This is a genomic window from Curtobacterium sp. MCPF17_003 (genome assembly GCF_003224385.1).
Taxonomy (GTDB): Bacteria; Actinomycetota; Actinomycetes; order Actinomycetales; family Microbacteriaceae; genus Curtobacterium; species Curtobacterium flaccumfaciens.
The window spans coordinates 177730-193601 of record NZ_QKLC01000001.1; the positions used below are offsets into that span (position 1 = coordinate 177730).

The 15872-nt window shown below is 71.3% G+C and carries 15 protein-coding genes; 5 read left to right on the forward strand and 10 right to left on the reverse strand.

Translation table 11 applies throughout. From position 1 onward, the window contains the following. Window positions 1–55: 55 nt before the first annotated feature. The 4 genes from DEJ30_RS00875 to DEJ30_RS00890 form a co-directional block, all read right to left on the reverse strand. The gene (locus DEJ30_RS00875) at window positions 56–739 is read right to left on the reverse strand and encodes a fumarylacetoacetate hydrolase family protein (RefSeq protein ID WP_110858638.1); all 684 of its coding nucleotides are present in this window, start codon (window positions 737–739) and stop codon (window positions 56–58) included. A 33-nt stretch (window positions 740–772) separates the two neighbouring features. Continuing rightward, window positions 773–988, reverse strand: coding sequence for a hypothetical protein (locus tag DEJ30_RS00880; protein ID WP_110858639.1), 216 nt, complete (start codon window positions 986–988; stop codon window positions 773–775). Next, the gene (locus tag DEJ30_RS00885; RefSeq protein ID WP_110858640.1) at window positions 969–1298 is read right to left on the reverse strand and encodes a hypothetical protein; all 330 of its coding nucleotides are present in this window, start codon (window positions 1296–1298) and stop codon (window positions 969–971) included. The genes DEJ30_RS00880 and DEJ30_RS00885 overlap by 20 nt, the downstream gene beginning before the upstream one ends. 93 nt (window positions 1299–1391) lie before the next feature. Next, the gene (locus DEJ30_RS00890) at window positions 1392–3848 is read right to left on the reverse strand and encodes a phosphoketolase (RefSeq protein ID WP_110858641.1); all 2457 of its coding nucleotides are present in this window, start codon (window positions 3846–3848) and stop codon (window positions 1392–1394) included. Window positions 3849–4060: 212 nt separating this feature from the next. On the opposite strand from DEJ30_RS00890, the gene DEJ30_RS00895 reads away from it, so the two are divergent. Next, window positions 4061–4744 (forward strand): hypothetical protein, encoded by a 684-nt coding sequence (locus DEJ30_RS00895; protein WP_110858642.1) that lies wholly within the window; start codon window positions 4061–4063, stop codon window positions 4742–4744. 424 nt (window positions 4745–5168) lie between these two features. Here the strand turns inward: DEJ30_RS00895 and DEJ30_RS00900 are convergent, their stop codons facing one another. Together DEJ30_RS00900 and DEJ30_RS00905 are read right to left on the reverse strand one after the other, a co-directional pair. Beyond that, on the reverse strand, window positions 5169–5771 hold the full coding sequence (locus tag DEJ30_RS00900; protein WP_110858643.1) for a DUF1992 domain-containing protein: 603 nt from the start codon (window positions 5769–5771) through the stop codon (window positions 5169–5171). A gap of 46 nt (window positions 5772–5817) precedes the next feature. After that, window positions 5818–7638: a glycoside hydrolase family 15 protein gene (locus DEJ30_RS00905; protein WP_110858644.1), complete on the reverse strand. Its 1821-nt coding sequence runs from the start codon at window positions 7636–7638 to the stop codon at window positions 5818–5820. A gap of 493 nt (window positions 7639–8131) precedes the next feature. Between DEJ30_RS00905 and DEJ30_RS00910 the strand changes: the two genes are divergently transcribed. From DEJ30_RS00910 to DEJ30_RS00925, 4 genes are all read left to right on the forward strand, one after another. Continuing rightward, entirely contained in the window at window positions 8132–9298 is a 1167-nt protein-coding gene (locus tag DEJ30_RS00910) for an RtcB family protein (RefSeq protein ID WP_110858645.1), read from the forward strand. A gap of 127 nt (window positions 9299–9425) precedes the next feature. Then, window positions 9426–10259 carry a DUF1206 domain-containing protein gene (locus tag DEJ30_RS00915; RefSeq protein WP_110858646.1) on the forward strand — a complete coding sequence of 278 codons (834 nt, stop codon included), beginning with the start codon at window positions 9426–9428 and terminating at the stop codon, window positions 10257–10259. A 180-nt stretch (window positions 10260–10439) separates the two neighbouring features. Further along, the gene (locus DEJ30_RS00920; RefSeq protein WP_110858647.1) at window positions 10440–11315 is read left to right on the forward strand and encodes an SMP-30/gluconolactonase/LRE family protein; all 876 of its coding nucleotides are present in this window, start codon (window positions 10440–10442) and stop codon (window positions 11313–11315) included. A 70-nt stretch (window positions 11316–11385) separates the two neighbouring features. After that, window positions 11386–12456 carry an alpha/beta fold hydrolase gene (locus DEJ30_RS00925; RefSeq protein WP_110858648.1) on the forward strand — a complete coding sequence of 357 codons (1071 nt, stop codon included), beginning with the start codon at window positions 11386–11388 and terminating at the stop codon, window positions 12454–12456. A gap of 120 nt (window positions 12457–12576) precedes the next feature. Here the strand turns inward: DEJ30_RS00925 and DEJ30_RS00930 are convergent, their stop codons facing one another. The 4 genes from DEJ30_RS00930 to DEJ30_RS00945 form a co-directional block, all read right to left on the reverse strand. Then, window positions 12577–13770: an NAD(P)/FAD-dependent oxidoreductase gene (locus tag DEJ30_RS00930; protein ID WP_110858649.1), complete on the reverse strand. Its 1194-nt coding sequence runs from the start codon at window positions 13768–13770 to the stop codon at window positions 12577–12579. Window positions 13771–13801: 31 nt separating this feature from the next. Further along, complete coding sequence (locus tag DEJ30_RS00935) at window positions 13802–14602, reverse strand: SDR family NAD(P)-dependent oxidoreductase (RefSeq protein ID WP_110858650.1); 801 nt, start codon at window positions 14600–14602, stop codon at window positions 13802–13804. Between the two features lie 8 nt (window positions 14603–14610). After that, window positions 14611–15117, reverse strand: coding sequence for a Dps family protein (locus DEJ30_RS00940; protein WP_017886495.1), 507 nt, complete (start codon window positions 15115–15117; stop codon window positions 14611–14613). A gap of 113 nt (window positions 15118–15230) precedes the next feature. Then, window positions 15231–15743 carry a MarR family winged helix-turn-helix transcriptional regulator gene (locus tag DEJ30_RS00945; RefSeq protein WP_027464983.1) on the reverse strand — a complete coding sequence of 171 codons (513 nt, stop codon included), beginning with the start codon at window positions 15741–15743 and terminating at the stop codon, window positions 15231–15233. Window positions 15744–15872: the final 129 nt, after the last annotated feature.

The window sequence follows — 15872 nt, forward strand, 5'->3', positions numbered from 1 at the left end:
TACCCGTGCTGCCTGCGAACGCTCCCAGCCCGTCGACACATCGCCGACACGTGCTTCAGACGATCCGGGTCCGGACCTCGCCGACGCCGGCGATCGTGCCGACGAGCACGGCGCCGCGTTCGAGCACGCCGACACCGTCAGGAGTGCCGGTCATCACGAGGTCGCCGGGCGCGAGCGCCACGGACCGTGACAGGGCCGCGATCGTCTCGGCGACCGACCAGATCTGGTCGGCCAGGTCGCCCGACTGACGGAGTTCCCCGTCCACCGTCAGCTCGATCGCGCCGGTGGTGGGGTCGACCTCGGCCGCCGGGGTGATGGCTCCGATCGGGGCCGAGGCGTCGAAGCCCTTCGCCGTGTCCCACGGCCGCCCGAGTCGCTTCGCCTCGGCCTGCAGGTCGCGGCGGGTGAGGTCGATCCCGACGGCGTAGCCCCAGACGTGTGCGAGGGCATCGGTGACGGCGATGTCCGTGCCGCCGGTGCCGATCGCGACGACGAGCTCGACCTCGTGCTCCAGTTGCTGCGTCAGCGGCGGGTACGGGGTGTCGACGCCGTCGACCACGACGGCGTCGGCCGGCTTCGTGAAGAAGAACGGCGGCTCGCGGTCCGGGTCGTGGCCCATCTCGCGAGCGTGCGCCGCGTAGTTCCGGCCGACGCAGAACACGCGGCGGACGGGGAAACGCGCGCCCGTCGTCGTGGGCACGGTCGGGAGGCTCGGGGCCGGGATGACGAGTTCGGTCACGGTCCCAGCGTGGCAGGCTCGCAGGGCATCGGTTCAGCTCTCGCCGAAGGACGCCTCGTACCGGAGCTTCCGCGCCCGGGCGCGCTCCTGCCGTTCGCGCCATTCGATCCGCGCCTGGCGGAGTTCTTCCTCGGCGCCCTTCGCCCGCATCATGGGACCGTAGTGCGGGTCTGCCAGCAGTGCGGGCGTCGTCAGTTCGCGTCCGTCGAGCCAGCGCTTGAAGTCCTTGTCACTCAGCTTCGAGATCATCGTTCGCTCCTTCGTTCGTCGCTGCGGTCAGGTCGTCGAGTGCCTGGCCGACCCAGCGGCCGTCGGCGGTCGTCCAACTGCGGGTCACCAGCGCAGCGGACATCACACCGGCAGCCGCGCGCTCTCCTTCGTCGTCCGAGGTCGCCCGGTCGGCGACCCGTGACCAACGCTGCCACCACAGATCGCGGTGCACCGAGAACTCTGCATTTCGCCGTCCTGCGCGCCCGTCGAGCACCGAGGCGACGAGCGCACCCAACGCGACGGATGCGCTCGTGACCGACACGAGCGCATTGGTCCAGCCGATGTCCATGCCGGAACCCTGACAGCACGGAACCGGCCACGTGGCGGGCGTGACCGGTCCTGTGGAGGGTGCTCCGGGCCTCCTGGGCTGTGGAGGAACGCGTCAGTTGCCGGGCGCAGCCGCCTCGGTCTCGCCCGCACCCGGGTCGCCGCCGGTCCCGCCGCTGGCCGGCTCGTCCTGGGGCCAGCCCGCGAACTCCCAGCCCGCGAGCGACGGGTGGTCCTCGCCCTTCGTGTACGCGAACGTCCGCGCAGCGTCACGCGCTTCGGACAGCTTCGTGAGCAGGTCGGCGTGCGCCTCGGCATCCACCCGCGTCAGGGCGTCGTGGGCCAGGGCGAAGCGGTCCATCTCGTTGCGCATCAGCATGTCGAACGGCGAGGTCGTCGTGCCCTGCTCGAGGAACCCGTGCACGTGCAGGTCGTCGTGCCCGTTCCGGCGGTACGTCAGCTGGTGCACGAGGGTCGGGTACCCGTGGAACGCGAAGACCGTGGGCGTGCCGGGCAGGAAGAGCGCGTCGTACTGCTCGTCCGGGATCGGGTGCTCGTGCTTGCGCGGGTCACCGAGCGCCAGCAGGTCGACGACGTTGAGCACGCGGACCCCGACGCCGGGAGCGTGCTTCCGGATGATGTCGGTGGCGGCGATCGCCTCGACCGTGGGGACGTCACCGGCGCAGGCGAGCACGACGTCGACCTTCCCGACGGCCTGCTCGGTGCCGGCGAAGTCCCACACGCCGAGTCCGGCCTTCGCGTGCGCGACCGCGTCGTCGAGGGACAGGAAGACCGGCTCCGGGTGCTTGCCCGCGACGATCACCTCGATGCGGTCCGTGGTCTCCATCGCGTGCGCGGCGACGGCGAGCAGCGTGTTGGCGTCGGCCGGCAGCTTGATCCGGACGAGGTCCTGCTGCTTCGACGCGACGACGTCGAGGAACCCGGGGTCCTGGTGGGAGAACCCGTTGTGGTCCTGTCGCCAGACGTGCGACGAGAGCAGGAGCGACAGGTTCGACACCGGCACCCGCCAGTCGATGTCGGTCGAGGACTCCAGCCACTTCGCGTACTGCCCGACCATCGAGTCGATGATGTGGGCGAACGCCTCGTAGGTGTTGAGCATCCCGTGCCGACCGGACAGCACGTAGCCCTCGAGCATTCCCTCGAGCAGGTGCTCGGACAGGACCTCGGTGACCCGCCCGCGTGCGGCGAGGTGCTCGTCGCCGGCGGCGCGCTGAGCCCGCCAGACGCGCGAGGTCACGTCGAACACGGCGTCGAGCTTGTTCGAGATCGTCTCGTCCGGGCCGAAGAGCCGGAAGGTCGAGGCGTTCTTCTCGATGAGTGCGGCGAGCCAGGGGCCGAGCGTGCCCGTCGCGGACGCCGTGGAACCGACCTCGACCGCGTACGGCTCGAGCGGCGGCCGGTCGAGCGCGGTCCGCAGCCGACCGCCGTTGCCGTGCGGGGTGGCGCTCATCCGCTCGTCACCGGTCGGGCGGATCGTGGTCATGATGCCGACCGGGTGGCCGTCCGCGTCGAAGAGCTCCTCGGGGCGGTACGAGCGCATCCACTCCTCGAGCTGGGCACGGTGGCCGTCGTCCTCGCGCACCGCGGGCAGCGGCACCTGGTGCGCGCGGAAGGTCCCCTCGACCTGCTCGCCGTCGACCTCCTTCGGGCCGGTCCAGCCCTTCGGGGTGCGCAGGACGATCATCGGCCAGCGCGGACGCAGGTCGGCGGCACCGGCGGGCTGCCCCGCGGCGGCACGGGCGGCCTGGGCGCGGGCGGCGGCCTGGATGTCGTCGATGCCGGCGAGGGCACGTCGCAGGGCACCGTCGAACAGGGCGTGCACCGCGTACGGGTCGTCGTCGACGCGGCGGGAGTCGACCACGATCGGGTCGTAGCCGAGCCCGCGGAAGTACGCGGTGAGGTCCTCGTCGGGGATGCGGGCCAGGACGGTCGGGTTCGCGATCTTCCAGCCGTTGAGGTTGAGGATCGGCAGCACGGCGCCGTCGGAGACCGGATCGAGGAACGTGTGCGCCTGCCACGACCCGGCGAGCGGACCGGTCTCGGCCTCACCGTCACCGACCACGCACGCGACGACGAGGTCCGGGTTGTCGAGCGCCGCACCGTAGGCGTGCGACAGCGAATAGCCGAGTTCACCGCCCTCGTTGATGGAGCCGGGGGTCTCCGGGGCGGCGTGCGAGGGGATGCCGCCGGGGAACGAGAACTGGCGGAAGAACCGCTGCAGGTCGACGTCCTGGTACAGCTCGTTCCACGTGCCGTCCAGCCAGGCGTTCGCGTTCATCGCCGGGCCGCCGTGCCCCGGGCCGCAGATGTACAGGAACTCGCGCCCGGTCTCCGTGATCAGCGCGTTGCAGTGCGCGTACACGAGGTTCAGTGCGGGGGAGGTCCCCCAGTGGCCGAGCAACCGCGGCTTGACGTCGTCCGGTTCGATCGGCCTGGTGAGCATCGGGTTGTCCAGCAGGTAGATCTGCCCGACCGTCAGGTAGTTGGCGGCGCGCCACCAGGCGTCGACCGCCCGGAGCCGGTCGGTGGTGGAGATGTGTGCTGGAGCCATGGGTACACGGTACGAAACACCGGGTTGCGGCACCTCAGGAAACTCGTCCCAAACCGTTCGGGCGGGGGTGCCGAATCACTTGCACAGGGCAAAAGCCCAGGGCGCTCTCCGGTCACAGTTGGCCGGTCTACAGCTTGCTCACAGCAAGCGTGCGCACAGCGTGCACGTTCGGCCACCGGCCGGAGCGCCTCCAGAGCAAAGGACTGATCACGATGCGTAAGAGCCTCAAGACCTCCATCACCCTCGCCACGACCGGCGCCCTCGTCCTCGGCGGTGCCGCGTTCGGGATCTCCTCCGCACAGGCCGCCACCCCGAACGTGCACACGGTGTCCTCGTCGTCCGAGTCGAAGATCCCCGCACCCGTCGCCTCGGTCCCCGAGGTCCTCGGCGGCTCCACCGCCGTGAAGCTCGACTCCGGCTTCACCGACGCCCTCACCGCCCTGAAGCTCACCCCCGGCGTCTCCGGCGACGCGACCCTCGCCGACGGGTCGGTGTCGTTCCCGATCACCGCCGGGTCGGTCACCTACTGGTCCCCGGACGGCAACTACCGCCCCTACGTGCAGGGCCTGCTGAACCACGACGACTCGGGTCTGACCCTGAAGGCCGGCGACACCACCGTCACGCTGGAGAACTTCGTCGTGAACCCGGGCTCGTCCAAGCTCTACGGCGACGTCCTGGTCAACGGCAAGGTCGCCGCGGCCAACGCGTTCCTGTTCGAGCTGCACGGCGGCTCGCTCAAGCCCCTCCAGCTCGAGGGCGACAACGCCATCCTGACCGGCACCACCGTCCACGTCAGCGAAGACGCCGCCGGCCTGCTGAACAAGACCTTCGGCACCGACGCCGTCAAGCGCGGCCTCCTCGTCGGCACCGCCACCATCACCGCCCAGATCAAGTAACACCTGCCGCACCACCACAGTCGGCCCGGACCACGCAGCAGCGCGGTCCGGGCCGTCGTGCGTCGTGCGCCGAGCAGAACCGGGCGTACCTGGCGGAACCGGGCGTACCTGGTGGAACCGGGCGTACCTGGTGGGTTGTTTCGACCAGGTACGCCCGTTCTTGCGAACCAACGCGCGCGCGATGGGAAAGAACGGGCGCACAGACGGACGGGAGGCCCGGTGCCAGCTGGCACCGGGCCTCCCGTCCGTCGTGTCCGCGCGCCGGGCCGGCGGCCCCTGCCGGGACTCGGCCTCCCGTCCGTCGTGCGCGTACACCGGGTCGGCATCCGCCGTCCTCACGGGCTGGACGACACCTCACGCGCCCACGTTTGCGAGAACTGTCGCTCAGCGCGAAATCTCGCCCCGGACCGCAGCTCGGCACCGCTCAGCCGCGCCGCCACCACCGCCGCGGCTTCGCCTCGAGCCGCGCCTGCTCCGCAGCCCGCGCGGCCGAAGCCATGCGCACCTCGCGGCGTTCCCGCCAGGCGAGCACCTCGGCCTCGACGTCGCGCATCGGCGTCACCACCGGCGGCCCGCCGAGCAGCTGCCGCCGCGCCTCCTTCACCCGCGCGTTGAAGTCCACGAGGACGTCGCGCACGTCGGTCTCGAGCGACAGGGCGTCGAGGGCGTCGTCGAGTTCGGCGTCCTCGGTCCGCAGCGCCAGGGCCGGCGGCGCGATGCCCCGGATGTCCTCACGCTCGATCTTCGACTTGATCCACCAGTCCGGGTCGTGCTGCCCGTCGAGGCCCGGCAGCGGCTTGCCGTGGTACGGGTTGCCCTCGAAGACCCCGCGGCGCTCGGCCTCCTCGATCTGGGCCCGGGCGTGCGCGGCGACGTCGGCGGCCTTCAGCAGCCGACGTTCCTCACGTTCCGAGCGCACCTCGTCGGGGTCGAGCGACCCCCGCTCGATCTCCTGGTCGACGAGCTGCTGGTAGCGGTAGCGGGCGGCCCTGCGGAGCCGGTCCATCCGTGCATCGACGTCGTTCATCGTCAGACCATGATGCCCCGCGCTCCCGACGGGCCGTCCAGGCCGGTCAGGACTTCTCCGAGACCTCTTCGATGGTCATCGCGGCCTGGATGAGCGCCAGGTGCGACAGCCCCTGCGGGATGTTGCCCATGAAGTCCCCGTCGACGGCGCTGAGCATCTCGCTGAACAGGCCGACGTCGTTCGCCTGCGCAACCATGTCGTCCATCAGCTGCTTCGCGTCGTCGATGCGTCCGACGCACGCGAGCGCGGCGGCGAGCCAGAACGAGCACGCCACGAAGGGGGACTCCTCGTCCTGGATGCCGGAGTACCGGTACACCAGCGGCCCGTGCTGCAGCTGCTCCTCGATGGCCCGGATCGTGGAGTCCATGCGCGGTCCACGGTCGAACGCCGACATCGCGTGCAGCAGGATCGAGCAGTCGAGCGCGTCGGTGCCCGGGTACATGACGTAATGGCCGAGCTCCTCGTTCCACCCGTTCTCGGCGACCCAGTCCTCGATGAGCTCGCGGTTCTCGATCCACTTCTCGCGCGGGCCGTCGATCATCCCCGCGTCGTGCAGCTCGACGGCCGCGTCGAGCGCTTGCCAGCAGCCGATCTTGCTCGTCGTGTAGTGCTGCGCCTCCTGCAGCTCCCACATGCCCGAGTCGGGCTCCACCCAGCGGTGGCACGCGTCGTCGGCGAGGTCCTGCAGCACCGAAGCCGTCTTGCGGTCGAGCACGTTGCCGGCTCGGACGTACTGCCGCATGATCTCGAACACGTCGCCCCAGACGCCGAGCTGCAGCTGGTCGCCAGCCCGGTTGCCGATCGTGACCGGGCCGATGCCGTTCCAGCCCGGGACGTCGCGCTCCTCGACGGTGTCGCTCTTCGACCCGTCGAGTCCGTAGAAGATCGGCATCGTCTCGTCGTGCTCGGCGATCGTGCGCATCACCCACGACACGGCGGCGTGCGTCTCCTCGCGCAGGCCGAAGCGGGTGAGCGCGTGCACCGTGTACGCCAGGTCGCGCACCCAGGCGAACCGGTAGTCCCAGTTCTTCCCGCCGGTGCGGTCCTCCGGCAGGCTCGTCGTCGGGGCCGCAGCGATGGCGCCGGTGGGGGCGAAGATCAGGAGCTTCAGGGCGAGGGCGCTGCGCTGGACCGCGTCCGACCACGGTCCGTCGTAGCTGAACTCCTTCGACCAGGTCGACCAGTTCTCGATCGTGCGGTCGACCCCTTCGAGCGTGCGCTCCGGCTCTGGCAGGAAGATCGGCTCGTCGTACGTGCCGACGATGGTCAGGATCGACTTCGAGCCCTCGGTCGTCGAAAACCGCCCCGAGAACCGGGGGCCGTCGTCGTGCACCGGTTCGAAGCCCTGCTCGACGATCGCGATGGTCACGCCGTCGACGCCGATCACCGTGCCGTTCACGGTGTCGAGTCGGCGCGGCTCCGCGGTGTTCAGGATCGTGCCGGGCACGACCGCCCACTCCATCTCGACCGAACCGTCGACCCCCTGCACGCAGCGGGCGATCTCGGCCCACGGCAGACGTCCGGCCACCCCGGTGACCATGGCGTCGGTCACGGTGGCGGTGCCGGACGGGGTCGTCCAGGTCGTCACGAGCACGTTCGTCCCCGGCAGGTAGGCGCGGGACACCTGCGCCTGGTCGTCCACGGGCCGCAGGGCGACGTGTCCGCCGTGCTCCGCGTCGACGATGCTCGCGAACACCGGCGGTGAGTCCATCGACGGGATCGGCAGCCAGTCGATCCGCCCGTCGAGCGCGATGAGGGCGACCGTCCGCCCGTCGCCGATCGCGCCGTACGAACGGAGCGGGACGTACCCGTTCGTCCGTTCCTCGTTCTCCGTCGCGTCGGGGGTGTCTCGCGTGCGCTCGGTCATGCGTCCAGCCTGCCCCGGCCCCGGCGGCGACCATCAGGCGGACGTACCCCTCGTGGAGAACGCACGCCGAGCCTCCAGCCTGTGGAGAACCGCCGGAGAACCGCCGGAGAACCGCCGGAGCACCCCCGGAGCACGACCGACACGCCCACGCGACTTGCGCATCCCGGGCGTGTCGCACTAGCGTCGTGCTCCTGCCGATCGGCAGACCGCCCGCCCCGGGCACACCGGAAGGACCGCGCATGCGCGCCGTGCAGCACAACGAGGAACGCGTCGAGCTCCAGCTCGCCGCGGCCGCCGTGCTGCCCGAGCAGCAGTGGTCCCTCCGCTATCCCGCGTAGGCACGCGACGTCACACGACGCCTGCGTGCCCACCCGGCCCGGGGCGTTCGTCAGCACCGCTTCCTTCCGTCCGCCACGTCCGGCGGCGACCAGGAGGCCAGGCGTACGACCGTCTCGGACCGTCACCTCGACGCTCACGAAAGCGAGACGACTCCATGAAGAAGATCAACGACCGATTGCTCAGCTGGGCCTCGATGCTCGAGGACAACACCGAGCAGCAGGCCCGCACGACCGCGCGCATGCCGTTCGTGTTCCCGCACCTGGCCCTCATGCCGGACGCACACCTCGGCCTCGGAGCCACCGTCGGGTCCGTCATCCCGACCCTCGGCGCGATCATGCCGGCGGCCGTCGGCGTGGACATCGGCTGCGGCATGATCGCGGTCCGCACGCAGTTCACCGCCATCGACCTGCCCGCCGACCTGCAGGGGCTGCGCGAGCAGATCGAGCGCGCGATCCCGCTGTCGGCCGGTGCGTCGAACCGGAAGATCGTGGCGACCGCCGCACCCCGGATCGCCGAGCTCGAGGCGATGGCCGAGACCGCCGGGTTCGACCCCGACGGCGTGCACGGCGGGTGGCGGAACCAGCTCGGCACGCTCGGGTCCGGCAACCACTTCATCGAGGTCTCCCTCGACGAGCAGGACCGGGTCTGGCTCTTCCTGCACTCCGGGTCGCGGGGCGTCGGCAACAAGATCGCGCAGCGGCACATCAAGGTCGCCAAGCAGGCCATGGAGCGGTGGTGGATCCAGTTGGCGGACCCCGACCTGGCGTACCTGGTGGAGGGCACGCCGGAGTTCGACCGGTACATCGCCGAGCTCCGGTGGGCACAGCACTTCGCGCTGCTCAACCGCGAGGAGATGATGGACCGCGTCGTCCGGCAGCTGTCCGAGGCCGTCGGCACGCCCGTCGACGAGCGCGAGCGGATCAACTGCCACCACAACTTCACGCAGCGTGAGACGCACTGGGGCAAGTCGGTGTGGGTCTCGCGCAAGGGTGCGATCCAGGCGAAGGCCGGTCAGCCCGGCCTGATCCCCGGGTCGATGGGCACCGCGTCGTACGTGGTCGAGGGACGCGGCAACAAGCCCTCGCTCGAGTCGTCCCCGCACGGTGCCGGCCGGCTGTTCTCGCGGAGCGCGGCCCGGCGGACCTTCACCCACGAGCAGCTGCGCGAGGCGATGGCCGGCATCGAGTACCGCGACACCGACGCGTTCCTCGACGAGATCCCGGCGGCGTACAAGCCGATCGACCAGGTCATGGCGGACGCCGAGGACCTCGTGTCGATCCGGCACACCCTGCGGCAGGTCGTCAACGTGAAGGGCGACTGAGACGCGCCCACCGACGGACCGGAGGCCCGTGGCGGCGCCGCCACGGGCCTCCGGTCCGCCACGTGGCGGAGCGCAGGGCCTGGCGCGCCCCGGACAGGACGGGACGCGTCGGGCACGCTGGGGCGTGATGAGCGACACGGCGGAGCACGCAGCGAAGGAAACCGGACGACAGGTCCGGCGAGCGGCCGACAGCCGCTGGTTCGAGGTCACGGCACGCGCCGGGTTCGTCGGCAGTGGCATCGTCCACCTGCTGATCGGGTACCTGGCGATCCTGCTCGGCATCGGCAACGCGTCGTCCGGCGGCGAGACGGACCAGTCCGGTGCGCTGCAGCAGATCGCCGCGATCCCCGGGGGCGTGTTCCTGCTCTGGCTGATCGCCGTCGGCACCGCCGCGCTCACGGTGCGCCTGATCGTCGAGGCGATCGTCGGTGGCCGTTCCGACACCACCCGCGGCTGGCTCGCCCGGCTGAAGGACGTCGCGAAGGCCGTGGTCTACGGCGTGATCGCCTATTCGGCCGCCTCGTACGCGCTCGGTGCCGGGTCGAGCTCGAGCAGCTCGTCGCAGAGTGCCGCGGCGAAGACCCTGGCGACGCCGGGTGGCGTGTTCGTGCTGCTCCTCGCCGGGGCGATCGCGGTCGCGGTCGGCATCGGCCTCGTGGTGATCGGCTGCCGCCGGTCGTTCCGCAAGCAGATCACACGACCGCCGGGCCAGCTCGACCGCGTGGTCACCGTCCTCGGCGTCGTCGGCTACGTCGGCAAGGGGATCGCCGTGGTCATCGTGGGCGTGCTCATCGCCGTCGCGGGGCTGCGGAGCGACCCCGACCAGGCCACCGGGCTCGACGCCGCGTTCGACGCCGTGCGGAGCATGCCCGGCGGGGTGTTCGTCCTCGTCGCGATCGGCATCGGGTTCCTGGCCTTCGGCGTCTACAGCTTCTTCCGCGCACGGTTCGCCCGCCTCTGACCCGCGGACGTACGGACGACCGGACCTGCGCGGACCTTCGCGCTCCGCGACACCTCACGGGCCGAAGCGGGCGTGAGGTGTCGCTGAGCCCGTGAACTCGCCGCCGCCGCCGCCGCCGCCGTCTCGCCGCCGTCCCCACGCCTGAGCGGGCACGGACCGCCCCCGCGGTAGACGGGGTCGATGAGCACCAACGTCACGACCGGCCCCGCGACCGTCTTCGCCGACGCCCGAGCGGTCCTCGCCGAGAGCATCGTCTGGGACCCGTCCGCACAGTTGCTCCGGTGGGCCGACATCACCCTCGGCACCCTCAACACCGCCGAGGCCGACGGCACCGTGCGGTCGAGCGTGCCGCTGCCGCCCCCGCTCGCGAGCTTCCAGCCCCGGGCCTCCGGCGGGTTCGTCGCGGCCCTCGGCGACACCGTCGTGGTGACGGACGAGCAGGGTGCCGTCGAGCGCGAGATCGCCCGCGTCACCCACAGCACCTCGGGCAACCGGTTCAACGAGGGCAAGTGCGACCCGTTCGGCCGGTTCCTGGTCGGCAGCATGAACGTGACGACCGGCGAACCCGACGCGGCGCTCTACTCGATCGAGGCGGACGGCACGACCCGGGTGCTCCGCGGTGGCTTCGGCGTGACGAACGGCATGGAGTGGTCGGAGGACGGCCGCACGATGTACGTCACCGACACCAGCGCCTCGACGGTCTTCCGCGGGTCGTACGGCCCGGACGGCGAGCTCGGCGAACTCGAGCCGTTCATCGTCGGTCACGCGCACGACGGCCTGGTCCGCGACGACGAGGGTTGCTTCTGGAGCGCGATCTACGGCGGATCCCGCGTCGAGCGCTACGGGCCCGACGGCTCGCACCTGGAGACGGTGGAGCTCCCCGTCGCCAACCCGACCTCGGTGGCGTTCGGCGGCCGGGACATGTCGACGCTCTTCGTCGGGACGGCTCGCGAGAACCTCACCGAGCAGGACCTGGAGCAGGCGCCGCCCTCCGGCGCGGTCTTCGCGGTGCCGACGACGGTGCACGGGTTCCCCGCGAACACCTTCAGCGGCTGAGCACGTCGTCGCCGCCCGCGCGGACGGCGGCCGGGTATCCTGGGCGACCGCCCGACCGGAGGAGACCCACGTGGACGACGAACGCCAGGCACCCCGGCCGGACCCTGCCGGCGAGCTCGCCCAGGCCGAGGACGCCGACGTCACGGTGCAGGTCGACCGGGTCGCGGTCGACGGCACCTACGTCCGGGTGAGCTCGATCGGCGAGCCGGGCGCGCGGGCCTTCGTGCTCGTCGCGGGCCTGGGCATCGCGTCGACCTACTACGAGCGGCTCGCCCCGCACCTCAACGAGAACGGTCCGGTGCACGCGCTCGACCTGCCGGGCTTCGCCGGTGTCCCGCCGTTCCGGGGCACGGTCACGATCGAGCGCTACGCCGACGCGGTCGAACGGGTCATCGACGACCTCGGGCTCCAGGACCCGGTCCTGGTCGGGCACTCGATGGGCACGCAGGTCGTCACCGAGGTCGCCGCCCGCCGTCCGGGCATCTCCGACCTCGTGCTCATCAGCCCGGTGGTCGACTCGTCGGCACGCACGGTGCGGCAGTCGGCCTTCCGGTTCCTGCGGTCGACGCTGCACGAGCCCGCCGCGGTCCGCTGGCACGGCATCACGGCGTACGCGCTGTGCGGGTGGCACTGGTTCCGGAAGGTCCTGCCACGGATGATCGCGTTCCCGATCGAGGAGCGCGCCGCCCACGTGCAGGCCCGCACCCTGATCGTCCGCGGTGAGCACGACGCGATGGTGCCGCGGGACTGGGTCCGTCGGCTGGCGCGGGTGTTCCCGTACGCGGTCCTCCGCGAGGTCGTCGACGGCGCACACTCGGTCATGCACGCACAGGCCGACGCGGTCGCGCGGCTCGCGGTGGCGCACGTCGACCACCGGATCCCCGACCGGGGCGTGTCGTCCCTGCAGCGGGTGCACGACGACTCGACGTCGTCGGACCTGGCCCGGCTCAGCCCGGGCGACGCCTGGTTGCTGGTCAAGTCGCGGTTCATCGAGCTGTTCGGGATGGCTCGAAACGACGACGAGACGCTCGAGGCGGCCAAGTCCGCGCACGCCGTCGCGATGGCGGACGGCGACGACCTGCCGGTCGACCCGGCGGACCGCCGTGCGGTCGTCGACGAAGTCGCGCCCGAGTCGAAGTAGCGAGCACGGTCGAAGCAGCGGGCGTCGCGACGTGCGGGCGACCGCCTGGAGGCCCGGTGCCGGTCCGACGGACCGGCACCGGGCCTCCAGGCCGTCGCGACCACCGCGACGGGCGAGCGGTCAGGGCGTGATGCGGCCCGGCAGCATGTCGGGCGTGAGCGCGTTCGCCTCGGCGAGGACCTTGCGGGCCTCGTCGGTCTTGTCCCAGACGTTCCAGAGCAGCACGCCCCGGACCGTGTCGTCGTCGTCCAGGTAGTAGACGACGCCGGTCACCGTGGGGTCCTGCCAGTCCTCGACCGTGCGGAGCTCCGCGCTGACCTGCCCCACCGCCTCGTACCCCATGTCGAAGACGTCGGAGTAGAACATCGGCGTGTGGTCGTAGGTCTCGTCGGCGTCGGCCAGGTTGCGGCCGGCCTGCCGACCCTGCTGCTGCGCGTTGTCGACGTGCTCCACCCGGCGGGTGCCGAGGATGCGGTCCGGGTACTCGGCGACGTCACCGGCGGCGAACACGGAGTCGTCGTCGGTGAGCAGCGTCGAGGTCACCACGATGCCGTCGCGGACGGTGAGTCCGGCGTCGGAGGCGAGCTGCGTCGCGGGTTCGATGCCGAGTCCGGCGACGACGGCGTCGGCCTCGACCACGGAGCCGTCGTCGAGCGTCAGCCGAACGCCGTCCGCCGTCTCGGTGCCCTCGGACACCCGACGGCCGGTGCGGAGCTCCACACCGTGGTCGACGAAGCGCTGCTGGAACGCCCGTGCCAGATCCTCGGGGAACATCCGGCCGCCGACGACCTCGTCCGGGTCGACCAGTGTGACGCTCGCACCGTTCTGCACGATGCCCGCCGTGATCTCCTGGCCGATGTACCCGCCGCCGACGACGGCGACGTGTGCCCCGGCGTCCGCGAGTTCACGCAGCCGGCGGTAGTCCGACGCGCTGCGGTAGTCGAGCACGCGTGCCGACGGGGACAGCCCCGGCAGCCCGCGGGGCTTCCCGCCGGTCGCGAGCAGGAGCCGCTCGTAGCCGTGGGTCGCGCCGTCGGCCGTCGTGACGGTCTTCGCGGCACGGTCGATCGCGGTCACCGTGGTGCCCAGGACGAACTGCGCCCCGGTCTCCTCGGTGTGCAGGTCGACCTTCTCGTCCCAGCTGAAGTCCGGGTCGGTCCAGAGCTTCTTCGACAGCGCGGGCCGCGCGTAGGGCCGGTCGACGTCCTCGCTGAGGATCCCGATCGACCCGTCGGTGTCGAGCTCGCGGATGCCACGGGCAGCGGCGTCGGCGACCATCCCGCCGCCGACGATGAGGTAGCGGAAGTCGGTCATGACGCCTCCTGGCGGTGCTGTGGCGCCACGATCAGATCGTGGCGACCGAGCCGGAGTCGACCCGGTAGTTGGCGCCGTTCACGAAGCTGGCCAGGTCGGAGCACAGGAAGGCCACGACGTTCGCGACCTCTTCCGGCTCGCCGCGGCGCTTGAGCTCCATGTACGGCCGCTCTTCTTCGAGGAAGCTGCCGATGGCCTCGTCGAACGAGGTCCCGCGCTGCTTGGCCCGCTTGTCCATCATCGCGTCGGTCATCGGCGTGTGGATGAACGCGGGGGAGACCGTGTTCACCAGCAGGCCCTCGGAGGCGTAGGAGCGCGACAGGCCCTTCGCGAACGAGAGCACCCCGGCCTTGGCGGCGCAGTAGGGGAGTTCGTCGTCGTACGGCTGCGAGGCGTCCTCGGACACCAGGTAGACGATGCGGCCCCAGCCGCCCTGGCGCAGGTCGCCGATGAACTCGCGGGTGATCCGCACCGGCCCCATCAGGTCGATGTCGATCGTCTCCGCCCAGCCGGCCTCGTCGATCTCGTGGAACATGCCCTGGGCGCCGGTGACGCCCGAGGACTGCACCAGGATGTCGATCTCGCCGACGGCCTCGCGCACCTGGTCGTGCAGGGCGGCGAGGCTCTCGGCGCTCCGGACGTCGGCGGCGAAGGCGTGCAGCTTGCCGAGCGGTGCCTCGAGCTGGTCCGCACTGGTGTCCAGACGGCTCTGGTCGATGTCGGTGACGACCACGGTCGCACCCTCTGCCAGGAGGATGCGCGCCGTGTTCCAGCCGATGCCGGAGTCGCCGCCGAAGACGAGCGCGGTCTTGCCCTGGATACCGAGGTCCACCCGGGCCCCTACGCGTGCGCCGACGCGTCGGCGACGGCGGGCGTGGTGGCGGAGGCCAGCGGGGTGCTGGGCGCGCGGTTCTCGGCGGAGACCATCCACGCGAGCTGCTCGAGGCGCTCGATGAAGCCGTGGAGCAGGTCCGCGGTCGTCGGGTCTTCCTCGTCGACCTCGTCGTGGACGTCGCGCATGGTGCCGGTCGCCTGGTACAGCCGGAGCGTGACCTGGTCGATGGCGTCGTGCGTGGTGATCTCGCCCGAGGGGAACGCGTCGAGGTGGCTGCCCGCGGAGACGGTCGCCGAGCGGCCGTCCGGCACGAGGTACAGCGCGCGCATGCGCTCGGCGGTGTCGTCGGCGAACTCACGAGCCGCGTCGACGATCTCGTCGAGCTGCAGGTGGAGGTCGCGGAAGTTGGTGCCGAGGATGTTCCAGTGGGCCTGCTTGCCCTGCAGGTGCAGGTCGATGAGGTCCACGAGGACCGCCTGGAGGTTCTTGGCCATCTTGTCCGAAGCGTGCATGGTTGTGGCTCCTTTCGCGTCGGTGTGACCGTTCCGGTCTACGCGGTCGCGCAGTGCACGCTCTCAGTGCGCTCGGAGGCGGCGTCCCCCGAGGTCGTCCGGCGCGATGCCGCTCAGTGCGACGGCGCGGGGTCGACCTGGTCGACGGCTTCGCGCATCTGCTCCAGGAAGCCGGCGACGATCCGCGCCTCGGACGCGGGGAGTCCCTCGGCGATCGACATCATCCGGCGGTGCATCACGCCGAGCGTGGCGCGGACCTCGTCGTCTGTCTCGGTCGTCGGAGTGATGACGAGGGCCCGGCGGTCGGTGGGGTGCGGGTCGCGGCGGACGTGGTTCGACTTGACCAGGCGGTCGATCAGGATCGTCGTCGAGGCCGACGAGATCTTGAGGTACGCGGCGAGGTCCTTCGGGCTCACGGCGGTGCCGGAGCGCTGCGCCTGCAGCAGGAAGCGCACGGCGAGCAGGTCGGTCTCGCCCATGCCCATCGAGTCACGGGTCCGGCGGCGCATGGCCGTCTCGGCGGATCGGTACCGGCGCAGGGCGTTGAGCACCGCGACCCCGCGTTGGGTCGCGTCGTCGTCCGGGAACCAGTACCCGGACGCCTCGGTGATCTCCTGCGTCGACATGGCGTTCAGGGTAACCCGTCTCGTATCTCGGTCGTCTAGCGGACTCCCGGGTTCCGCCACGACGGTGCGTCCGCAACGTCCGATGCGTCCGCACCGGACGGACAGGAGGCCCGTGCGGGGTCGCCACGG

What these genes read in the sequence shown, in the direction of transcription:
- DEJ30_RS00880 (WP_110858639.1), bottom strand. Translation starts at nt 988, where the DNA reads ATGATCTCGAAGCTGAGTGACAAGGACTTCAAGCGCTGGCTCGACGGA.
- DEJ30_RS00885 (WP_110858640.1), bottom strand. Translation starts at nt 1,298, where the DNA reads ATGGACATCGGCTGGACCAATGCGCTCGTGTCGGTCACGAGCGCATCC.
- DEJ30_RS00890 (WP_110858641.1), bottom strand. Translation starts at nt 3,848, where the DNA reads ATGGCTCCAGCACACATCTCCACCACCGACCGGCTCCGGGCGGTCGAC.
- DEJ30_RS00895 (WP_110858642.1), top strand. Translation starts at nt 4,061, where the DNA reads ATGCGTAAGAGCCTCAAGACCTCCATCACCCTCGCCACGACCGGCGCC.
- DEJ30_RS00900 (WP_110858643.1), bottom strand. Translation starts at nt 5,771, where the DNA reads ATGAACGACGTCGATGCACGGATGGACCGGCTCCGCAGGGCCGCCCGC.
- DEJ30_RS00905 (WP_110858644.1), bottom strand. Translation starts at nt 7,638, where the DNA reads ATGACCGAGCGCACGCGAGACACCCCCGACGCGACGGAGAACGAGGAA.
- DEJ30_RS00910 (WP_110858645.1), top strand. Translation starts at nt 8,132, where the DNA reads ATGAAGAAGATCAACGACCGATTGCTCAGCTGGGCCTCGATGCTCGAG.
- DEJ30_RS00915 (WP_110858646.1), top strand. Translation starts at nt 9,426, where the DNA reads ATGAGCGACACGGCGGAGCACGCAGCGAAGGAAACCGGACGACAGGTC.
- DEJ30_RS00920 (WP_110858647.1), top strand. Translation starts at nt 10,440, where the DNA reads ATGAGCACCAACGTCACGACCGGCCCCGCGACCGTCTTCGCCGACGCC.
- DEJ30_RS00930 (WP_110858649.1), bottom strand. Translation starts at nt 13,770, where the DNA reads ATGACCGACTTCCGCTACCTCATCGTCGGCGGCGGGATGGTCGCCGAC.
- DEJ30_RS00940 (WP_017886495.1), bottom strand. Translation starts at nt 15,117, where the DNA reads ATGCACGCTTCGGACAAGATGGCCAAGAACCTCCAGGCGGTCCTCGTG.
- DEJ30_RS00945 (WP_027464983.1), bottom strand. Translation starts at nt 15,743, where the DNA reads ATGTCGACGCAGGAGATCACCGAGGCGTCCGGGTACTGGTTCCCGGAC.